Origin of the sequence: Phocaeicola sp. GP0067, from assembly GCF_031119655.1 — a bacterium.
In the GTDB taxonomy this organism is placed as follows: domain Bacteria; phylum Bacteroidota; class Bacteroidia; order Bacteroidales; family Bacteroidaceae; genus Phocaeicola; species Phocaeicola vulgatus.
Window position 1 is genome coordinate 35,541 of record NZ_JAVHZY010000023.1, and the last position, 17,055, is coordinate 52,595.

Sequence of the window (17,055 nt, forward strand, 5' to 3'; positions counted from 1 at the left end):
AAAAAGAAGCTACAACGACTTATGAGCAAACAAGGAACCATCATTGTGGTAGATGATAACAAAGGAGTGCTGTCGGCAGTAAAGCTATTGCTGAAAAATCATTTCGAACATATCGTCACACTGCCCTCACCCATCACACTGCCCGCTGCGTTACGTGAAGAAAACGCGCAAGTGGTGCTGCTGGATATGAATTTCAGCAGCGGACTGAATACCGGGAATGAAGGTCTGTACTGGTTACACGAGATAAAGAAAATACACCCCTCCCTGCCCGTAGTACTTTTCACAGCCTATGCTGACATAGACCTGGCAGTGCGCGGCATCAAGGAAGGAGCGACAGACTTCATCGTCAAGCCTTGGGACAATGCCCGGCTGATAGAAACCTTGCTGTCTGCCTGCCGCAATTCCTCCAAGAACAAGAAGAGAGCGGAAATCCCTAAAACCGTATCTTCTATGTATTGGGGAGAAAGCAATGCCATGAAGCAACTGCGGACGCTGATAGAGAAAGTGGCGCAAACGGATGCCAATATTCTGATTACAGGAGAGAACGGCACAGGAAAAGAAATGCTGGCGCGGGAAATACACGCCTTGTCCAACCGATACCGGCGGGATATGATAACAGTGGACATGGGTGCCATCACCGAATCCCTGTTCGAAAGCGAACTGTTCGGTCATAAAAAAGGCTCGTTTACCGATGCCCATACCGACCGTGCAGGTAAATTTGAAGCCGCCCATGAAGGGACTTTGTTTCTGGACGAAATAGGCAACCTGCCCTATCACCTGCAATCCAAACTACTCACCGCCATTCAGAGCCGGAGCGTGGTGCGAGTAGGAAGCAACGAACCGATACCTGTCAACATACGTTTGATTTGCGCCACCAATTGTGATTTGGAAGAGATGGTGGCCAAAGGCAAATTCCGCGAAGATTTGCTTTACCGCATCAATACCATCCACATCGAGATTCCCCCTCTGCGGGAACGCAAAGAAGATATTATCCCTTTGGCCGAACGCTTTATAGACCGGTTCTGCAAACAATATGACAAAGGAAATATCCTTCTTTCTACCGGTGCGCAAGAAAAGTTACGGACATATCCGTGGTATGGAAACATACGCGAACTGGAACATGCCGTAGAGAAAGCGGTCATTATCAATGAAGATGGTATATTGAGTGAGGAACATTTTCATTTTCCCCGAAAAATAGCGGCTCCTGCGACAGAAACAAGTGTCTCTACACTGGAAGAGATGGAATTGCAAATGATTCAGAAAGCGATAGAGAAATGCAACGGAAACCTCTCGGCTGTAGCGGCACAGTTGGGAATTACCCGGCAGACGCTTTATAATAAGATGAAAAAATTCGGATTATGACCTATTATCTCATCTCATTCTTCACGATGGGTCAGGATGACAAAACAAATAACAATAATCTATTTTTAAACAGGAACTAAAGGAACATTCAAACGAAATAATAAATAATTAAGCTGTGAAACTATTCTTCTTCCGCCTATTTACCGTACTGGTTCTAGCCATTGCCTGCACCCTGCTGATTCAGCAGCGCAACTGGTTGTGGCTATGCGTAATCGTACCTTCATTCCTCGTTTCCATAGGCTGGTTTTACCGCCTGTACACTTTTAATACCCGGAAGATAGCCTTTCTGCTCGACGCCATCGAAAACGACGACCCCGCTGTTCGTTTTTACGAACATGCCTCCCCTGGCGATTCTTCCATGGTCAATGTCATGCTGAACCGTATCGCACGTATTTTGTACAATGTAAAACAGGAAACGGCACAACGCGAGAAGTATTATGAGCTCATCATGGACTTTGTAGAAACCGGCATAGTGGTACTGAACAGCAAAGGCTCCGTTTATCAAAAGAACAAAGAGGCCATGAATCTGTTGGGGCTGGATGTTCTGACTCATGTCAAACAACTCTCCCGCATCTCGGATGAACTGATGACTGCTTTGGAAAAAGCAGTTCCGGGTGACAAGCTGCAAATTCAGTTCAATACGGAACGGGGAACGGTGCATCTTGCCTTACGGGTGTCCGGCATCCGTATCAAAGACGAGGAACTCCGCATTATTGCCTTGAGTGATATCAATCGGGAATTGGATGAACGGGAAATAGATTCATGGATACGCCTTACCCGCGTGCTGACACACGAAATTATGAACTCCCTGACCCCGGTGACTTCCCTCAGCGAAACGCTGCTGGCTCTTCCCGGAGCTGAAAATGAAGAAATGAAACAAGGGCTGGAAACGATTCACTCTACAGGTAAAGGATTGATAAATTTTGTCATGTCTTATCGCAAACTGACACGACTGCCATCACCTGAGCCATCGCTGTTCTATGTCCGTCCTTTCCTGGAACGGATGATCCGACTGGCACAGCACCAGCATCCATGCCCCAACATCACCCTTTCCATCCTCGAAGCCCGGGAAGACCTGATAGTCTTTGCCGACGAGAACCTGATAGCCCAAGTGGTTACGAATCTGCTGAAAAATGCGATTCAAGCCATAGGTAATGCTCCCGACGGAAAGATCACCTTGAAAGCTTATTGTGATCCGCAAGAAAGTATCCGTATAGAGATAGCCAACAACGGTCCCGCCATTCCTCCCGATGCAGCCGGACAAATTTTTGTACCTTTCTTCACGACCAAAGAGGAAGGAAGCGGCATCGGACTGAGCCTGAGCAAACAAATCATGAGACTGAGCGGTGGCACACTGACCCTGCTGCCTTACAAGGAAAAGGGACAGGCCACTGTTTTTGTGCTGGTTTTTAATTAAAAATAAAAATGTACTAATGTGTCAGCCAATTACCATCCGGTACACAGCGCAGCCATTAGCAAATTAGCAAATTATTTAAAATGAAACATTCTCCTGAATTATTAGTTTATAAAGCCTCTGCCGGTTCGGGAAAAACATTCACACTGGCCGTGGAATATATAAAGCTGCTGATACAGAACCCACGGGCATACCGTAATATACTGGCTGTGACTTTTACCAACAAGGCCACTACCGAAATGAAAGAGCGGATTCTGAGTCAGCTATACGGAATATGGATAAAGGATAAGGATTCTGATCCCTATTTACAGAAAATCACAGAAGAACTGGAAATACCCCAAGAAGACATAAGGACAGCCGCCGGTACGGCACTGCACTACATGATACACGATTACAGCCGCTTCCGGGTGGAAACCATTGACTCATTCTTCCAGTCGGTGATGCGCAATTTGGCACGGGAGCTGGAATTGGGTGCCAATCTGAATATCGAACTGAACAATATGGAGGTACTGAGTGATGCCGTGGACTCCATGATAGAAAAGCTGGACCGACAATCTCCCGTACTCTATTGGCTGTTGGAATACATAGAAGAAAGAATAGCCGATGACAAGAGGTGGAATGTTTCCGGTGAGATAAAGAATTTCGGACGAAATATCTTCGATGAAGGATATATAGAAAAAGGAAACGGACTACGGGAAAAATTACGGGACAAAGACTGTATCAAGAATTACCGCGAAACGCTGCAAGCCATTTTGGAAGAGGTGCAGGAACAAATGAAAGGATTTGCCGACCAATTCTTCGGAATATTGGATACAAACGGGGTGAAAGTAGAAGATTTGAAAAACGGCTTCCGAGGTATAGCCAGCTATTTTAATAAATTACAATCGGGTAAACTGGATGACAGTGTCCGCAATGTAACAGTGGAAAAATGTCTGGACTGCCCCGACGAATGGGTGAAAAAAACCTCCCCCATACGCAACGCTATCCTAGGTCTGGCAGAAAAAGAACTGATTCCTCTGCTGAATGAATCGGAAAAATACAGAAGCCGGAACAATATGCTGGCCAATTCCTGCCAACTCTCCCTGCGCCACGTAAACAATATCCGTCTGCTGGCCAATATAGACGAAGAGGTACGCGAATTGAACCATGAAAACAACCGCTTCCTGCTGTCGGATACCAACGCGTTGCTTCATAACCTGGTAAAAGAAGGAGATTCCTCGTTTGTATTCGAAAAGATAGGAACAACCATACGCAACGTAATGATCGATGAATTTCAGGATACTTCGCGTATGCAATGGGATAATTTCCGTCTGTTGCTGCTCGAAGGTTTGTCTCAGGGAGCAGACAGCTTGATTGTAGGAGACGTGAAACAATCCATCTACCGCTGGAGAAACGGTGACTGGGGCATACTGAACGGATTGAAAACAAACATCGAAGCCTTTCCCGTCAAAGTAAAGACACTGACCACCAACCGCCGGAGCGCCGCAAACATCATTCACTTCAACAACGAAGTGTTTACAGCCGCCTGCGAGGTGTTGAACAACATTTACAAGGAAGAACAAAAAAAGGAATGCAAGGAACTGAAGGAAGCCTACAACGACGTGTGTCAGGAAACATACAAAGATCCCGGAAAAGGGTATGTCAAAGTGGAATTTCTATCGGATACGGAAGACATGACCTATATGGAAAACACCCTGCACCACCTAGGAGAAGAAGTGGAGCTGCTTGTGGCGCAGGGCGTGCAACTGAAAGATATTGCCATCCTGGTGCGCAAGAACAGAAGCATTCCTTTAATAGCCGATTACTTCGACAAGAACACCTCTTACAAAATCGTATCCGATGAGGCATTCCGACTGGATGCCTCACTGGCGGTATGTATGATAATGGATGGCCTGCGCTACTTGTCACAACCCGAAAACCGGATTGCCAAGGCGCAACTGGCTGCTGCCTATCAGAATGAAGTATTACATAAAGGAATAGACCTCAACACTCTATTGCTGAACGGAATAGATGATTATCTGCCATTCGATTTCATAAAAGAAGCGGAGCAACTTCGCCTCATGCCACTGTATGAGCTGATGGAAAAACTTTTCAATCTGTTCCAGATGTCCTGCATCGAACAACAGGATGCCTATCTGTGCGCCTTCTTTGATGCCGTGACGGAATATCTGCAAAGCAATTCTTCCGAATTATCCGCTTTTATCACCTACTGGGAAGAAAAACTAGGCAGCAAGACCATCCCTTCCGGCGAGGTGGAAGGAATTCGCATTCTCTCCATCCACAAGTCCAAAGGATTGGAATACCATACCGTACTGCTACCCTTCTGCGACTGGAAAATGGAGAATGAGACTTACAATCATCTGGTATGGTGTGCTCCCCGGCAAGCTCCGTTTAGCGATCTTGACATTGTTCCCATCAACTATTCCACAGCCATGCAGCAATCCATTTATCGGGAAGAGTTCCTGAATGAACGCTTGCAATTATGGGTGGATAATCTGAACCTGCTTTATGTGGCATTTACCCGTGCCAAAAAGAACTTGATTATATATGGAAAGGCGGAACAGAAAGGAACGGTATCCGAATTGTTGGGAAGTGCCTTATCCGACATGACCGGAAAGAGCTATGCCACCGGAGAAGAAATATACGAACTGGGAACGCTCTATCTCTCATCTCACGAAGAGGAAAAACAAGTATCCGGCAACAAGCTGCTGACTGTAGCCCAACGTTTGCCTATCCATCTGGAAACGCTGGAAACCAACATCGAATTCAAACAGTCCAACCGTTCTGCCGAATTTATCCGGGGAGAAGAGGAAACGGAAGACAAATACATCCGGCAAGGACAGTTGTTGCATAATCTGTTCTCCGTAATCCGTACCACGGACGATGTGCCTCCCGCCATAGAACGCCTGCGTTTCGAAGGAATCATAGAGTCGGCACAACAGGAAGAACAGATACGAAAACTCACCGAATGGGCTTTGAAGCATCCGCTGGTCAAAGAATGGTATTCGGGCCGCTGGGAACTATACAATGAGTGTGCCATTATTTATCGGGAAAAAGGAGTGCTGCAAACCCGCCGTCCAGACCGCGTGATGATGAAAGACGGAGAGGTGATTGTGGTGGACTTTAAATTCGGTAAAAAGCGGAAAGCTTACAACAAGCAGGTGAAAGAATATATGGATTTATTATCAGATATGGGATATGAGCATATCCGTGGCTATTTATGGTATGTATTTAACAACGAACTGGAGGAAATAGAATAATGGAAAGCTTTTTGAAACTGGTAGCAGCCGATTTATATAAACATACGAAAGGAAACCTGGCACATACAGCCGTGGTTTTTCCTAACAAACGTGCCGGACTTTTCTTTAATGAGTATCTCGCCCAAGAGTCGGATTCACCTATTTGGTCGCCCGCATACGTCAGCATCAGCGAATTGTTCCGTAGCCTTTCTCCGTGGGAAGTGGGTGATCCGGTAAAACTGGTATGCGAACTTTATAAGATATTCCGACGGGAAACTCAAAGTACGGAAACACTGGATGATTTTTATTTTTGGGGAGAAATGCTGATCAGTGATTTTGACGATGCCGACAAAAATAAAGTGGATACCGACAAACTGTTTTCCAATTTACAGGATCTGCGCAACATAATGGACGACTACACCTTCATTGACGATGAGCAGGAAGAAGCTATCCGGCAGTTCTTCCAGAACTTCTCCATCGAACGGAGAACAGCGCTGAAAGAACGGTTTATCTCTTTATGGGACGTATTGGGAAACATCTACAAAGGGTTCCGTGAATCCTTAGCTTCTCAAAACATTGCCTACGAAGGAATGATGTACCGCCACGTCATAGAGCATCTGGATGTGGACAAACTTCCATACGAGAAATATGTTTTTGTAGGATTTAATGTACTGAACAAAGTAGAACATACGTTGTTCACCCAATTGAAAGATGCCGGGAAAGCTGTTTTTTATTGGGATTACGACGAATTTTATATGAAGGAAAACAGACAAGCCGTCACCCATGAAGCCGGAGAGTTTATCCGCCGGAACTTACGCGACTTTCCTTCTCCTTTGTCCGGTGAGTTATTCAAAAATCTCTCGAAACCTAAAGAGGTACACTACATCGCATCTTCTACTGAAAATGCACAAGCCCGTTACCTGCCTCAATGGATACGAAACAATCTGACTACACCGGAAAAGGAAACCGCAGTCGTATTGTGTAACGAAGCATTGCTTCAGCCGGTCCTCCATTCATTGCCGGCAGAAGTAAAACATGTCAATATCACCATGGGATTTCCGTTATCGCAAACTCCTGTATATAGTTTCCTCATCGCCTTACTGGAATTGCATACCCACGGATTTAATTTCAAAAGCGGCCGCTACACGTTTCAATCGGTTGTTACACTGTTAAAACACCCCTATACCCGGCAACTCACCGGTCAAGCCGAATTGTTGGAAAAAGAACTGACCCGGAACAACCGTTTCTATCCGTTACCCGGCGAATTGGGTAAAGATGAATTCCTTACCCGGCTTTTCACTCCGCTTTCCGGAAACCTGAATCTGTGCATACGCCTGTCCGAAACTTTGCAGCAAGTGGCAGGCATTTACCAGGCAAACACTTCCGGTACCGAGGACACAGATGCATTCAACCAACTTTACCGGGAGTCGCTTTTCAAAGCCTATACCACCATCAACCGGTTCCGCACACTGATAGAAGAAGATGAATTAACCGTACAGAGCGAAACATTCCGGCGATTGCTGGTCAAGGTCTTGTCAGCGACCAATATTCCATTCCATGGCGAACCGGCCATTGGTATGCAGGTCATGGGGGTATTGGAAACACGTAACCTGGATTTCCGCCACTTGGTATTACTATCGGTCAACGAAGGGCAGCTTCCCAAATCGGGAGGAGACTCTTCCTTTATTCCTTACAACCTGCGCAAAGCTTTCGGAATGACTACTATAGAGCATAAGATTGCCGTATATGCATACTATTTCTATCGTCTGCTGCAACGGGCAGAAAGGATTACCTTGATGTACAATACCAGTTCGGACGGACTGAACCGCGGCGAATGGAGCCGTTTCATGCTGCAATTCCTTATTGAATGGCCTCACCCCATCACACGCCAGTTTCTGGAGGCCGGACAGTCCCCCCAAGGCACCTCGCCTATCACTGTAGAAAAGACCCCGGATGTCATGCGCCGGATGCAAAGCCTGTTTGATGTCCGTGCCAATCCCAAAGCAAAATTTTCTCCATCAGCCTTGAATTATTACCTGGATTGTCCTTTAAAATTTTATTATAGGTATGTAGCCGGCCTCTCCGCCCCCGATGAAGTGAGTGCGGAAATAGATTCTGCCACATTCGGAAGTATTTTCCATTATGCAGCCGAACATATTTATAAAGACCTGACCACTCATGGCAAAGTCATTAATAAGGAAGCATTGGAAACGTTGCTACGCAATGAAGTGAAGCTGCAAGATTATGTGGATACAGCATTCAAGAAATTATTCTTTAATGTTCCGCAAAACGAGAAACCGGAATATAACGGCATACAACTTATCAACTCTGCCGTTATTGCAAGATATTTAAAACAACTTTTACAAAATGATTTACGTTACGCTCCCTTCACTTTTATTGCATCGGAAATGGAAGTGGATGAACCCATCGACATACAAACACCCAAAGGAGTCATAAAATCACGTATCGGGGGAATTATTGACCGTATGGACAGCAAGGATGGCACACTCCGTATTGTGGACTACAAGACAGGCGGTGATGCAGACACCCCACCCCATGTGGAATCTCTGTTTATTCCGGACAAGAAACGTTCCAACTATGTATTCCAGACGTTCCTGTATGCCGCCATCATGTGCCGCAAGCAACCAACGATGAAGATAGCTCCGGCCCTTCTCTATATTCATCGGGCCGCTACAGAAACCTATTCTCCCGTTATACAAATGGGCGAGCCACGAAAGCCCAAAGAGGCTGTGGAAGATTTCAGTAAATATGAAAAAGAATACCGTGAACGACTTCAAGGATTATTAGAAGAGATATTTAATCCGGAAAAATCATTTACCCAAACAGAAATCATAGAAAAATGTACCTATTGTGATTTCAAGGCACTATGTAAAAGATAGACTATAGTGGTTAGTGGTTAATACCTGCGGCATGACAGCGCAGTCCACTAATCACTAACCACTGATCTGCCACACTATTCCAACGCTCTCTGTCTGCAAAAGCATCCACAGAATTTATCTTCCACATTCTCTATCGGTGCTTTGAAAATACCATAGACGGAAGACCCCGAGCCACTCATGGCGGCATACACTGCCCCCAAATCATACAATTCATCTTTGATAGCAGCAATCTCAGGGAACTTTTTGAAGACACTATCTTCAAAATCATTCTTCATACTGTTTTTCCATGTTTCCATAGGTTGCCTTACAATTTCTTTCAAAGAAACAGCCGGACGCACAGGCTTTATTTCGGCAAACGCATCCCGGGTGGACACAAAGATATCAGGTTTAATCAAAATTATATGGTATCCCTTTAATGACAATTCCACAGGCTCGAACAGATTCCCTATTCCGGTAGCGAAAACAGGTTTGTTCCGAATGAAAAAAGCACAGTCTGCCCCTAGTTTTACCGCATATTCCTCCATCCGTTCCGTACTGAGTCCCAATGAAAATTTATCATTCAGAAGCTTTATCATACAAGCGGCATCTGATGATCCGCCACCTAGTCCGGCACCCGCCGGTATATGCTTGTACATGTGTATATCTACCGGCAACAGTCCGGGATAGTCTTTTTTTAATAACTTATAGGCTTTTACTACCAGATTATCTTCGGGTTCACCCTCCAAAGGAGATCCGCTTATGTGTAAAGTGTATTCTTTGTCATTGTTTTCCCGCCGCGTCACTTCCAGAGCGTCTTGCAGGTTTATCGGATAAAATATGGTTTCCAGATTGTGGTATCCATCCGGGCGCTTTTCTACAATATTAAGTCCCAAATTAATCTTTGCATTAGGAAATGTAATCATATTCTGTTCTTTAAATAGTTATTTTTAGTGTGTTTCGTTAGATTGTTGCCCGTTCTACAAAGATGCACGCCATCTTTTATCCGGACAGAGCGCCAAATATAGAACAAACTTTTCATTTTACCATATAAAAAAACCATTTACTGTCCAGATTGTTCATTTCTCCGTAGATTCAGGTTCATATTTCTTTTATTATTTTTGGGAATGGACGAGTGTCCAACTCAGCAAAAAGTTCTATCTTTGCCCTACTTTAAACAGACGACAATGGCAGAAACGAGAAAAATGACACGTACTCCCAAAACTTCGAAAGCAAAGCCTGTTGACGAATACGGACATTTACAGCCCCAGGCACCTGAGCTGGAGGAAGCTGTATTGGGAGCCTTAATGATAGAAAAAGATGCTTACTCATTAGTAAGTGAGATTCTTCGTCCCGAATCTTTTTATGAACGCCGTCACCAACTTATTTATTCGGCTATTACCTCTTTGGCTTTACGCCAGCAACCAGTCGATATCTTGACTGTGGCCGAACAATTACGCAGCACCGGTGAACTGGAAGATGCAGGCGGTCCTTTTTACATAACACAGCTAAGCGGCAAGGTAGCCTCTTCCGCACACATAGAATATCACGCACGTATCATCGCGCAGAAGTTTCTTGCACGCGAACTGATTACCTTTACCAGCAACATCCAGACAAAGGCTTTCGACGAAACCCAAGACGTGGACGACCTGATGCAGGAAGCGGAAGGAAAACTGTTCGAAATCTCGCAACAGAACATGAAGAAGGATTATACGCAAATCAACCCTGTCATTCAGGAAGCGTATGAGATGCTTCAAAAAGCGGCGGCACGAACGGACGGGCTGAGTGGTCTGGAAAGCGGTTTCCATGCATTGGACAAAATGACCTCGGGCTGGCAAAATTCCGACCTGGTGATTATTGCCGCCCGCCCCGCTATGGGTAAAACGGCTTTTGTGCTTTCCATGGCAAAGAACATGGCGGTAAATGCGAAAATCCCTGTGGCTTTGTTCTCTCTTGAAATGTCCAACGTACAGTTGGTCAACCGTATGATTGTCAACGTGTGCGAAATTCCGGGTGAGAAAATCAAGAGTGGTCAGTTGGCTCCGTATGAATGGGGACAATTGGATTATAAAATAAAAGAATTATACGATGCTCCGATGTATGTGGATGACACACCATCCTTGTCCGTCTTTGAATTACGCACCAAAGCACGACGGCTTGTACGCGAGCATGGAGTAAAAATCATTATCATTGACTACCTTCAGTTAATGAATGCCAGCGGAATGTCATTCGGTAGCCGTCAGGAAGAGGTCAGTACCATTTCACGTTCACTGAAGGGGTTAGCCAAAGAACTGAACATCCCCATCATCGCACTGAGCCAGCTGAACCGTGGTGTGGAAAGTCGTGAGGGTATTGACGGAAAACGTCCCCAGCTCAGTGACCTCCGTGAATCCGGAGCTATTGAGCAGGATGCCGATATGGTATGCTTTATCCACCGCCCGGAATACTATAAAATCTACTCGGATGAAAAAGGGAACGACTTGCACGGTATGGCAGAAATCATTATCGCCAAGCACCGTAACGGTGCCGTAGGTGATGTACTGCTGCGTTTCCGTGGCGAATTCGCCCGCTTCCAGAATCCGGACGATGATGTCATCGTGCCTATGCCGGGTGAGGCACCGGGTATTATCCGTTCCAAAATGAACGGTGGCGGCAACAGTGTACCTCCCCCATCTCCTGATGCCGCACCTGCCGACAATAATCCGTTCGGAGCCCCTATTCCCGAAGGACCTTTACCGTTCTGACATTTATTTATCCCTCACAGAATTAACACGGATTATTTCCCTCAAAGAAAAATCTGTGTTAATCTGAGTAATCTGTGATGGATAAATAACAGGATAAAAGAAAATAATTACTAAATTTGCAGGTCATTTGGAAATACATAAAAAATATCATATATGAATATCTCTTATAATTGGCTGAAAGAATACGTCAACTTCGATTTGACACCGGATGAAGTGGCCGAGGCGCTGACTTCCATCGGTTTGGAAACCGGAGGCGTAGAAGAAGTCCAAACAATTAAAGGTGGTCTGGAAGGTATTGTCATCGGCGAAGTGCTGACTTGCGAACCTCATCCCAATTCAGACCACATGCATGTTACTACTGTGAATTTGGGACAAGGCGAACCGGTACAGATTGTCTGTGGAGCCGCTAACGTAGCTGCCGGACAGAAAGTGGTGGTTGCCACATTGGGCACCAAGCTATACGATGGCGAAGAATGTTTTACCATCAAGAAATCAAAGCTCCGCGGAATTGAATCTATGGGTATGATCTGTGCCGAAGACGAAATCGGTATCGGAAACAGCCACGAAGGTATCATCGTATTGCCGGCGGATGCTGTTCCGGGTACTCCCGCTAAAGATTATTTCAATATCAAAAGCGAATACGTACTGGAAGTGGATATCACCCCGAACCGTGCGGACGCCTGCTCACATTACGGCGTGGCCCGAGATCTGTATGCCTACCTGATTCAAAACGGCAAACAAGCCACTTTAAAACGTCCGTCTGTAGAAGCGTTTAAAGTGGATAACCATGATATGGACATCGCCATTGAAGTAGAGAATACGGAAGCATGTCCGCGTTATGCCGGAGTTTCCATAAAAGGGGTAACTGTAAAAGAGAGTCCCGAATGGCTGCAAAACAAATTACGCCTGATCGGAGTACGTCCTATCAATAATATCGTGGATATCACCAACTACATCCTTCACGCATACGGCCAGCCCCTGCACTGTTTTGATGCAGATAAGATTAAAGGTGGTAAGATTGTAGTGAAGACTGTTGCCGAAGGTACTACATTCGTTACTTTGGACGAAGTGGAACGCAAGTTATCCGACAAGGACCTGATGATATGCAACACAGAAGAACCGATGTGCATTGCCGGCGTATTCGGTGGTCTGGATTCGGGAACAACCGAGCAGACAGTAGACGTATTTTTGGAAAGCGCTTATTTCAACCCGACTTGGGTACGTAAAACAGCCCGTCGCCATGGATTGAGCACAGACTCTTCTTTCCGTTTCGAACGTGGTATTGACCCCAACGGAACTATTTATGCATTGAAAGAAGCGGCTTTACTGGTTCAAGAACTGGCAGGAGGTACTATTTCTTCTGAAATTAAAGACAACTACCCTGCCCCGATAGCCGATTTTACAGTAGAGCTGAATTATGAGAAAGTCCACTCACTGATAGGAAAAACCATACCGGTGGAAACCATAAAGAGCATTGTCACCAGTCTTGAAATGAAGATTGTAAACGAAACACCCGAAGGCTTGACTTTACAAGTTCCCCCCTATCGTGTGGATGTGCAACGTGATTGCGATGTAGTAGAAGACATTCTCCGTATCTACGGATATAATAATGTGGAGATTCCTACTACCTTGAAATCCAGCCTGACCACCAAAGGTGAAGTGGATTACTCCCAGAAATTACAAAATCTGATTTCAGAGCAACTGGTAGGTTGTGGTTTCAATGAAATACTGAACAATTCACTGACCGCCGCTTCCTATTACGAAGGGTCGGAAACATACAAGAACGAAAATTTGGTTTACTTGATGAACCCATTGAGTAACGATTTGAACGTGATGCGTCAAACTTTGTTATTCGGTGGTTTGGAAAGTATCCAGCACAATGCCAATCGTAAGAACGCCGATTTGAAATTCTTTGAATTCGGTAACTGCTATTTTTATAATGCAGAAAAGAAAAACCCGGAAAAAGTGCTTGCGGCTTATGCTGAAGAATATCATTTAGGATTGTGGGTAACCGGCAAACGCGTCAGCAATTCATGGGCCCATCCCGATGAAAACAGCAGTGTTTACGAATTAAAAGCATACGTGCTGAACATCTTTACCCGTTTGGGATTGAATTTCGGCAACGTGGTATTCGGCAACCTGACCAACGATATCTATTCAACAGCCATCAGCGTACACACACGTGGCGGCAAGTTATTGGCCACCTTCGGCATCATCAGCAAGAAGATTCAAAAAGCATTCGATATAGACAATGAGGTATATTATGCAGAAATCAACTGGAAAGAACTGATGAAAGCCATCAAGTCGGCTAAAGTCAACTTTAAAGAACTTTCCAAGTTCCCGGCTGTGAAACGTGACTTGGCTTTGTTGATTGACAAGAACATACAGTTTGCAGAAATCGAAAAAATAGCCTATGAGACTGAAAAGAAACTGCTGAAAGAAGTAGAATTGTTTGATGTTTATGAAGGCAAGAATCTGGAACCGGGTAAAAAAAGTTATGCAGTGAGCTTCTTGTTACAGGATGAAAGCGCAACACTGAACGACAAACAGATTGACAAGATCATGTCCAAACTGATTGCTAACTTGGAAAACAAACTAGGTGCAAAACTAAGATAATAATAAAAATAACCATTATAAAACTACAATCCAATGGGAAGAGCATTTGAATATAGAAAAGCTACAAAGCTGAAAAGATGGGGCCACATGGCCAAAACATTTACAAGACTGGGTAAACAAATCGCTATAGCTGTAAAAGCAGGTGGTCCGGAACCCGAAAATAACCCGACCCTACGTGGTGTGATCGCTACTTGTAAGCGTGAAAACATGCCGAAGGATAACATTGAACGCGCCATTAAGAATGCAATGGGTAAAGATACCAGTGACTACAAAGGTATGACTTACGAAGGATATGGTCCTCACGGAGTAGCTGTATTTGTTGATACATTGACAGACAACACTACCCGTACCGTAGCAGATGTGCGTTCAGTATTCAACAAATTCGGTGGAAACTTGGGTACTACCGGTTCCTTAGCTTTCTTGTTCGACCATAAATGTGTATTTACTTTCAAGAAGAAAGAAGGAATGGATATGGAAGAACTGATCCTGGATTTGATTGACTATAATGTAGAGGATGAGTTCGACGAAGATGAAGAAGAAGGAACTATCACCATCTATGGTGATCCGAAGAGCTACGCAGCAATTCAGAAACACTTGGAAGAATGTGGTTTCGAAGAAGTGGGTGGTGATTTCACATATATTCCCAATGACTTAAAAGATGTGACTCCTGAACAACGTGAAACTCTAGACAAGATGGTAGAGCGTCTGGAAGAATTTGATGATGTTCAGACCGTTTATACAAACATGAAACCTGCTGATAATGACGACAGTCAAGAATAACACTGATAATCAACTAGTTATAAAATACATAATCTAAATTTTAACTTAGATTAACACAAAAGGGAGGTGATTAGCTTCCCTTTTGTTGTATATGTTGCACCATCAGCTATAGATTTACGCTTTAAATGTGTCTTAATGGGCTATAGTCTAGCAAAATGTATCTGTAATGAAATATTAAGGTTTTAGATATTCAAATTCTACAGTTCGTGGAAAGTAGGGTAGGCTGGGGTTTAAAGCACTATCAGCTTAAAATATTACCCCATTCCCCTTCATTCATTACTTATTCATAAATTCATCTAGTTCCTGCTTCTTTCGTTCCATATAATTAGTATATAGTTCTGTTGGTTCATCTGTAACCAAAGTGGCTTCATCACCGCCAAAACATATAGCTTCAAATTCATTCCTAGATAAGAATACAGCCTTTATATCTTCCTTATCAACCTCTATAGAATATACAGCAGTATCTTCCTGCTCATTTCTAAATGCAAAGAACTCTGCTACATCTCTACTGGTAGTCCAAGAAATACCGAAACAGCTATCTCCATCTTCATCTTCATACTCTTCTATACTGCAACCTCTATACAAAGTAACCTTATCGGGCAAACTATTATAATAGGCTAGTTCTTCTTCATTCATCACTAATTCCTTCTTACACCTCATAAAGTATTGTATAGCCCTAAAATCCCCTGTACCTCTGCCCTCAGTCCAAGCTATAGCCAGTCCTTTATTAAAGGCTTCATCAGATAGTTTGCCCTTCTCAGCAAGGTCTGCAAATAGTTCCCATCTGAGATTACTATCTGTATAAGTCCATAATAAAGTAGTAATATCTTCACCTGTTGCTATCCCTCTTTGGAAAGCATCTTCAATAGCTTTAGCTTTCTTAGCTTCCCATTCTTGCATCTGCTTTAAAGCATCATCTAATTCTTTTCCTTCTAATATTCTCATACTTATTAGTATTTAATGTTGTTTACTGTTCATTCTCTATATACTCTTTTACTCTAGCTATTAATCTTTCCTTATCATCAATCTGCTCACCTCTAAGCATATCAAAGGTTATATAAGTCCTTAATAAAGTATTCCCATCATCTAACTTACCTCCTAGTAATACGCCATTAGTAATAGTGAAGAATATATTATCATCATACTTATCATTAGTCACATCTATATATCTACCTACCCCGTTATTCTTAAAGAACTCTATAATAGTCTGCATCTTTGGTTTATGAATGTCCTGTAGTTCTCGTTCTCTGTACCTATCAAACAGATGCGGAATATAGATATTATAAGATGCTTCCTTCAAATCCCAGCTAGATTGCGGACATCTCATTACTGCATATATACCTTCTGGTCTATGATAGTACATAAACAATAAAAACATTAGCCCACCTCTTTTGTAATCAGACCTACCTTTACTGTTTATCTGTAAAATATATTTATTTCCTCTATTACTAGTTAGTTCTATTGGTTTAAAGAATACAGGAACATTATCCTTGGCTTCTTTAAGCATATATCTCCGATACTTGCTATCATTCATAAATCTAGGCAGAACATTTGGAAAATAATTCTCCCAGTCCTTCTTAAACTCAGATATTATTTCTTCATAAGTCATACTATCTACTATCATACACCATAAGTATTTAAAGCCAGCTACCATTACCGATAACTGGCTATTGATTTAAAAATCTATTTTAACTTGTTTCCCTTCAAAAGTCTGTAATAGCTTATCTCCAATCAGCTTTACTAATGAATTAACAGAACCTCTTTTGTATGCAACAGGTTCTTCCATATAATCATTAACCAAACTGACTACAGCTACTAGACCAACAGCTTCAAACATAGATACCTGTTTAGGCTCTATAGGTTCATTCCACTGTTCAGCAGTTTCAGCTATTGCAGTAACATTAATAACTACATCTTCATCACCTTCATTAATAATGCCTGTATCAGCATATCTAAGGTTTAATTCAAACCCCAATTCCAGTAAATTCCAAAGCTGGATTAATTCTTTTGTTTGTGTATCCATA

11 protein-coding genes are annotated in these 17,055 nt (G+C 43.5%); 7 read left to right on the forward strand and 4 right to left on the reverse strand.

Translation table 11 applies throughout. From position 1 onward, the window contains the following. Positions 1–21 precede the first annotated feature (21 nt). The 4 genes from RE317_RS15815 to RE317_RS15830 all read left to right on the forward strand — a co-directional run bounded on the left by RE317_RS15815 (position 22) and on the right by RE317_RS15830 (position 8,915). Entirely contained in the window at positions 22–1,362 is a 1,341-nt protein-coding gene (locus RE317_RS15815) for a sigma-54 dependent transcriptional regulator (protein ID WP_005839953.1), read from the forward strand. Between the two features lie 115 nt (positions 1,363–1,477). Further along, positions 1,478–2,779 carry a PAS domain-containing sensor histidine kinase gene (locus tag RE317_RS15820; RefSeq protein WP_008668748.1) on the forward strand — a complete coding sequence of 434 codons (1,302 nt, stop codon included), beginning with the start codon at positions 1,478–1,480 and terminating at the stop codon, positions 2,777–2,779. Positions 2,780–2,859: 80 nt separating this feature from the next. After that, entirely contained in the window at positions 2,860–6,036 is a 3,177-nt protein-coding gene (locus tag RE317_RS15825) for an exodeoxyribonuclease V subunit beta (protein ID WP_008668746.1), read from the forward strand. Then, complete coding sequence (locus RE317_RS15830; RefSeq protein WP_008668744.1) at positions 6,036–8,915, forward strand: PD-(D/E)XK nuclease family protein; 2,880 nt, start codon at positions 6,036–6,038, stop codon at positions 8,913–8,915. The genes RE317_RS15825 and RE317_RS15830 overlap by 1 nt, the downstream gene beginning before the upstream one ends. A 74-nt stretch (positions 8,916–8,989) precedes the next feature. On the opposite strand, the gene ispE is transcribed toward RE317_RS15830, so the two are convergent. Further along, positions 8,990–9,817 carry a 4-(cytidine 5'-diphospho)-2-C-methyl-D-erythritol kinase gene (gene ispE / locus RE317_RS15835; RefSeq protein ID WP_005852669.1) on the reverse strand — a complete coding sequence of 276 codons (828 nt, stop codon included), beginning with the start codon at positions 9,815–9,817 and terminating at the stop codon, positions 8,990–8,992. A 261-nt stretch (positions 9,818–10,078) separates the two neighbouring features. Here ispE and dnaB point away from each other — a divergent pair, with 261 nt between their 5' ends. The 3 genes from dnaB (at position 10,079) to RE317_RS15850 (ending at position 15,031) form a co-directional block, all read left to right on the forward strand. Beyond that, positions 10,079–11,635 carry a replicative DNA helicase gene (gene dnaB / locus RE317_RS15840; RefSeq protein WP_005839941.1) on the forward strand — a complete coding sequence of 519 codons (1,557 nt, stop codon included), beginning with the start codon at positions 10,079–10,081 and terminating at the stop codon, positions 11,633–11,635. Positions 11,636–11,788: 153 nt separating this feature from the next. Next, positions 11,789–14,251, forward strand: a complete 2,463-nt coding sequence (pheT, locus tag RE317_RS15845) for a phenylalanine--tRNA ligase subunit beta (protein ID WP_005852670.1) — start codon at positions 11,789–11,791, stop codon at positions 14,249–14,251. Positions 14,252–14,284: 33 nt separating this feature from the next. After that, entirely contained in the window at positions 14,285–15,031 is a 747-nt protein-coding gene (locus RE317_RS15850; protein WP_117678222.1) for a YebC/PmpR family DNA-binding transcriptional regulator, read from the forward strand. 276 nt (positions 15,032–15,307) lie between these two features. Here RE317_RS15850 and RE317_RS15855 read toward each other — a convergent pair whose 3' ends face one another. From RE317_RS15855 to RE317_RS15865, 3 genes are read right to left on the reverse strand one after another with little or no spacing between them, the layout of a single operon-like run. After that, positions 15,308–15,976 (reverse strand): hypothetical protein, encoded by a 669-nt coding sequence (locus RE317_RS15855; protein ID WP_117853064.1) that lies wholly within the window; start codon positions 15,974–15,976, stop codon positions 15,308–15,310. Between the two features lie 22 nt (positions 15,977–15,998). Continuing rightward, on the reverse strand, positions 15,999–16,655 hold the full coding sequence (locus tag RE317_RS15860; RefSeq protein ID WP_117873740.1) for a hypothetical protein: 657 nt from the start codon (positions 16,653–16,655) through the stop codon (positions 15,999–16,001). Between the two features lie 51 nt (positions 16,656–16,706). Beyond that, positions 16,707–17,054 carry a hypothetical protein gene (locus RE317_RS15865; RefSeq protein WP_117853067.1) on the reverse strand — a complete coding sequence of 116 codons (348 nt, stop codon included), beginning with the start codon at positions 17,052–17,054 and terminating at the stop codon, positions 16,707–16,709. Between the last annotated feature and the right edge of the window lies 1 nt (position 17,055).